4 protein-coding genes are annotated in these 4268 nt (G+C 68.8%); 2 read left to right on the forward strand and 2 right to left on the reverse strand.

Annotated elements, in window-relative coordinates; genetic code table 11:
• The coding region (locus HZB86_05685; GenBank protein ID MBI5905024.1) for an MFS transporter at window positions 1–1022 on the reverse strand (1022 nt) is incomplete at its 3' end.
• 68 nt (window positions 1023–1090) lie between these two features.
• On the opposite strand from HZB86_05685, the gene HZB86_05690 reads away from it, so the two are divergent.
• Window positions 1091–2710, forward strand: a complete 1620-nt coding sequence (locus HZB86_05690; protein MBI5905025.1) for an NAD+ synthase — start codon at window positions 1091–1093, stop codon at window positions 2708–2710.
• Between the two features lie 22 nt (window positions 2711–2732).
• Window positions 2733–3167 carry an OsmC family protein gene (locus HZB86_05695; protein ID MBI5905026.1) on the forward strand — a complete coding sequence of 145 codons (435 nt, stop codon included), beginning with the start codon at window positions 2733–2735 and terminating at the stop codon, window positions 3165–3167.
• Between the two features lie 3 nt (window positions 3168–3170).
• Here the strand turns inward: HZB86_05695 and HZB86_05700 are convergent.
• Window positions 3171–4268 (reverse strand): DUF814 domain-containing protein (locus tag HZB86_05700; protein ID MBI5905027.1); only part of this gene is annotated, 1098 nt, incomplete at its 5' end.

The following is a 4268-nucleotide window of genomic DNA, read 5'->3' on the forward strand; positions in this document are numbered from 1 at the left end:
AGCCCCATGTCGAACGCCGCGGTGAACATCGCCATCGTCATCGCCATCCCGCCGGTGTCCTCCCGCACCCGGTCGAGCACCAGCGCGGAGAGGGCGGGGAACAGGAGCCCGTGTCCCGCCCCCGAAGCCGCCCCCACCAAGGCAAGGCCCAATCCTCCGTCCACCGCGGGGATCAGGAGGTTCCCCACGCACAGGAGCAGGAGCGACCACAGGGAGACCCACTCCCTGGGCAGCCGGTCGAGGAGCCTGCGGCCCAGCGTCCGCGTGGCGATCACCGTCAGGGCGTACACGAAGACGAAGGAGCCGAGGGATCCCGACTTCCGGACGACGAGGTAGACGGGGAGGAAGGTGAAGATCGAGCCGTACGCCATCCCGAAGAGGAACCCGGCCGCGTTCGGGACGAAGAACGGGCGGGTGAGGAAGACCTTCAGGGAGCCCAGGGTCGGATGCTCCCGGGATTCGGGTTCCCTCATGAAGAAGGGGATCAGCCCGGAGAGGACGACCACCCCGATCCCCGCGGCGAACATGCCGTGGAAGCCGTACCGCGCGATCGTCCATTCGCCGATCCACCCCCCCACGGAGATGGGGAGAAAGAAGGAGAGCCCGAAGATCCCGAGCGCCTCCGCGCGCCGGTCGGCGGGGGCGATCGCGGCGATGTACCCGTACGCGGCGGTCGCGACCATGGAAAACGACGCTCCCTGGGCGATGCGGATGGCGTACAGCGCCGCGCCGGGCTCCTCGACGAAGAGCCACGGGACGGTGGATGCCCCTGCCAACATCGCGCCGAGCGACAGGAACGTCCGGCGGAGCTTCCGCCCGACGACCATTCCGAACCCGGGCTTGAGCGCCACGCCGACCAGGGTCCCGATGGCCATCAGGACGCCGATCTCCCCCTCGCGGATCCCGAGACGGTACAGGTACGCCGGGAGGAAGATGAAGATCGTGGTGTAGAGGGAGAAGGTCAGGTTGGCGGCGTTCAGCAGGACGTAGTCCCGGCTGTAGAGGGGGGTCGGGGTGGACATGGGAGCGGAAATAGTATCACACGGAAACGGGGCTTCCCCCTGCCGCCGCTTTCGAAGAGAATGGCGGTATGCGCAAGCCCCTTCGACTCGCCCTGGCCCAGATCAACACCACCGTCGGCGACATCCCGGGGAACGCCCGGAAGATCCTGGCGTGGTGCGCGCGTGCGCGGGAGGCGGGGGCGGATCTCGTCGTCTTCCCCGAGATGGCGATCCCCGGCTACCCGCCGGAGGATCTGCTGCTGCGGACGTCGTTCGTCGACCGGAACCTGGAGGCGTGGGGTGAAGTCGCGCGGGGAGTCCCGGGAATCACGGCGGTCGTCGGGTTCGTGGACCGGGACGAGCGGGGGAGGGCGTACAACGCGGCCGGGATCGCCGCGGGCGGCCGCGCGCGCGGCGTCTACCGGAAGATGCACCTTCCCAACTACGGCGTCTTCGACGAGTTGCGTTACTTCCGGCGGGGGGAGGCGCCGATGGTGTTCCCCGTCGGGAGGAAGCGGGTGGGGATCACCGTGTGCGAGGACGTCTGGGTGCGCGGCGGCCCGGTGGCGCGCCTGGCCCGGGACGGCGCGGGGCTGATCCTCAACATCTCCGCCTCGCCGTACCACGCCGGGAAGTGGGAGGTTCGGCGCGACCTGCTGGCGGGGCACGCGCGGCGCAACCGCCTGCCGGTGGCGTACTGCAACCTCGTCGGGGGGCAGGACGAGCTGGTGTTCGACGGCGGGAGCATGGTGATCGGCCCGTCGGGCGAGGTGATCGCGCGCGCGGCGATGTTCTCCGAGGAGCTGCTCCTGTGCGACGTCGGCGGACCGTCTCCGGGCGGCCCGGTGGCGGCGATCCCGACGCTGGAGGAGGAGATCTTCCGGGCGCTCGTGGCCGGCACCCGGGACTACGTCGAGAAGAACCGGTTTCCCGGAACGATCGTCGGGCTATCGGGCGGTATCGACTCCTCCATCGTCGCGGTGGTGGCGGCGGAAGCGCTGGGACCGTCCCGGGTTCTCGGCGTCACCCTGTCGTCGCCGTACACGTCGCGGGAGAGCGTGGAGGACGCGCACGCGCTGGCCCGGAACCTCGGGATCCGGTGCCTCGACCTGTCGATCGCGGAGGCGTTCGCCGCCCTCACCGGGACGCTGGCGGAGACGTTCGCGGGACGCGCGGCGGACACCACGGAGGAGAACCTGCAGGCCCGCGTCCGCGGCACGATCCTGATGGCGCTCTCGAACAAGTTCGGGAGCCTCGTGCTCACCACGGGGAACAAGAGCGAGATGAGCGTGGGGTACGCCACCCTGTACGGCGACATGGCCGGCGGCTTCGCGGTGATCAAGGACCTCTTCAAGACGATGGTGTACCGCGTCTCCCGCTGGTACAACATTCGCTGCGGCCGCGCGGTGATCCCGGAGCGGGTGCTCTCCAAGCCGCCGTCGGCGGAGCTTCGGCCCGGGCAGAAGGATTCCGACTCGCTGCCCGAATACGATCTGCTCGACCCGATCCTGGCGATGTACGTGGAAAAGGACAAGAGCGTCGCCGAGATCGTTTCGGCGGGGTATCCCGAGGACGCGGTGCGGCGGGTCGTGAAACTGGTGGACGGGAGCGAGTACAAGCGCCGCCAGGCGCCTCCCGGCGTCAAGATCACCCCCCGCGCCCTGGGGAAGGACCGCCGGATGCCGATCACCAACCGGTCGAACGGGTAACAAAAGAAGGGAGGATTCCGAAGTGCCGCAGAAAACCGTGAAGGTGACGGCGGAGCTGTTCGAGAAGTACCGGATCGAGGTCAGGGCGGACAACCACGTGATGAAGATCGACCAGCCGACAACCGGCGGCGGGGGAGACACCGGACCGAACCCGCTGCAGGTCCAGCTGGCATCGCTCGCCGGGTGCGTCGGTACCGTCGCGAGAATCGTCGCCAACCGGCAGAAGCTTCCGCTGCGGGGGATGACCGTCGACGTCGAAGCGGACATCGACACCGACTATCTCCTCGGGAAGACCCGGGAGGGCCGCGCGGGATTCCAGACGATCCGCGTCCGGGTGAACGTCGACGCCGACATGACCCGGGAGGAGAAGGAGAGGTTCCTCCACGAGGTGGATTCCCGGTGCCCGATCTCGGAAAACCTGAAAAACGGCACGCCGATGGAAATCGTCGTCGAGTGACGCCTACCGAACGAGAACGGTGGAGTATTTCGCGATCCGGACCAGCCCCGGTTTCGCGCCCTTGAACTTCGAGACGTGCCTCGCCTCGGCGAGGAAGACCGGGACGTTCCGCGACCCGCGCGCCTTGCTGTGGAAGACGGCCAGCCGGGCCGCCTCCTCGACCACCTCCTTCGGCGTTTCCGTTCCGGACGGACGCTTTACCAGCACGTGGCTCCCCGGGATCCCCTGCGCGTGGAGCCACAGGTCGTCGGGGGCGGAGAGCTCCTTCACGATCCGGTCGTTCCCGACGTTGTTGCGCCCGACGAGGATCGTGTGGCCGCGGAACTCGACCGCCTCCACCTGCGGCGCGACGGGGCGCGGGGCGTCCTTCCGCCCGGGCCTCTTCTTCGGGGAAGGTTTCGCGCGCGGCGCGAACGACGCCGACAGCTCCTGCCGGACCGCGATCAGCTCGTCCCTCGTCCCGGCGGAGTGGAGCTGCTCCTCCAGCGTCTCCAGGTAGTACACCCCTTCCGCCACCTCGCGCTTCCGCCTCCGGACGATCTCCATCGCCCCCTTCGCCTTCCGGGCGAGGTGGAAGTACCGGTTCATGTTCTCGACCGGGCTCTTCGCCGGGTCGAGCGGGACGCCGCCGAACGAACGCATCCCCTTCTTCAACGCCCCCAGGTTCGCCTTGAGCGTTTCGCCGCGCGCTCCCCCCGCAAGCATCTCCAGAAGCCGCTCCTCGTCTCCGCCGACGTTTTCCAGCTTGTGGCGCTCCTTCTTCAGAAGGGCAAGGATCCGCGTCTTCGCCTGCTGGCGCAGCGATGCGAGCTCCGCGGCCTCCGCGACGTCGGAGTAGAACCGGTCCGCCGCCTCGTTGGCGGTCGGGAACGGCTCGAAGACGATGAATCCCGCCGCCGGGCACGGAAACGGGAGGATCCGCCGCTTCCCGTTCGCCAGGACGCCGATCCCCGGCTGGAAGTCGCCATCCTCGTACCTCCGGACCAGTTCCCGCAACGCGCCGTACAGCGCGCCCGCGTCTTCCCGTCCCATCGCCGCCGCCTCGTTCGCCGCTTCCCTTCCGAGGCCGGCGACGGAGTCCAGAAGCGTCTTCGGCAAGTC

The organism is Deltaproteobacteria bacterium (genome assembly GCA_016234845.1).
Classification (GTDB): domain Bacteria; phylum Desulfobacterota; class Deferrimicrobia; order Deferrimicrobiales; family Deferrimicrobiaceae; genus JACRNP01.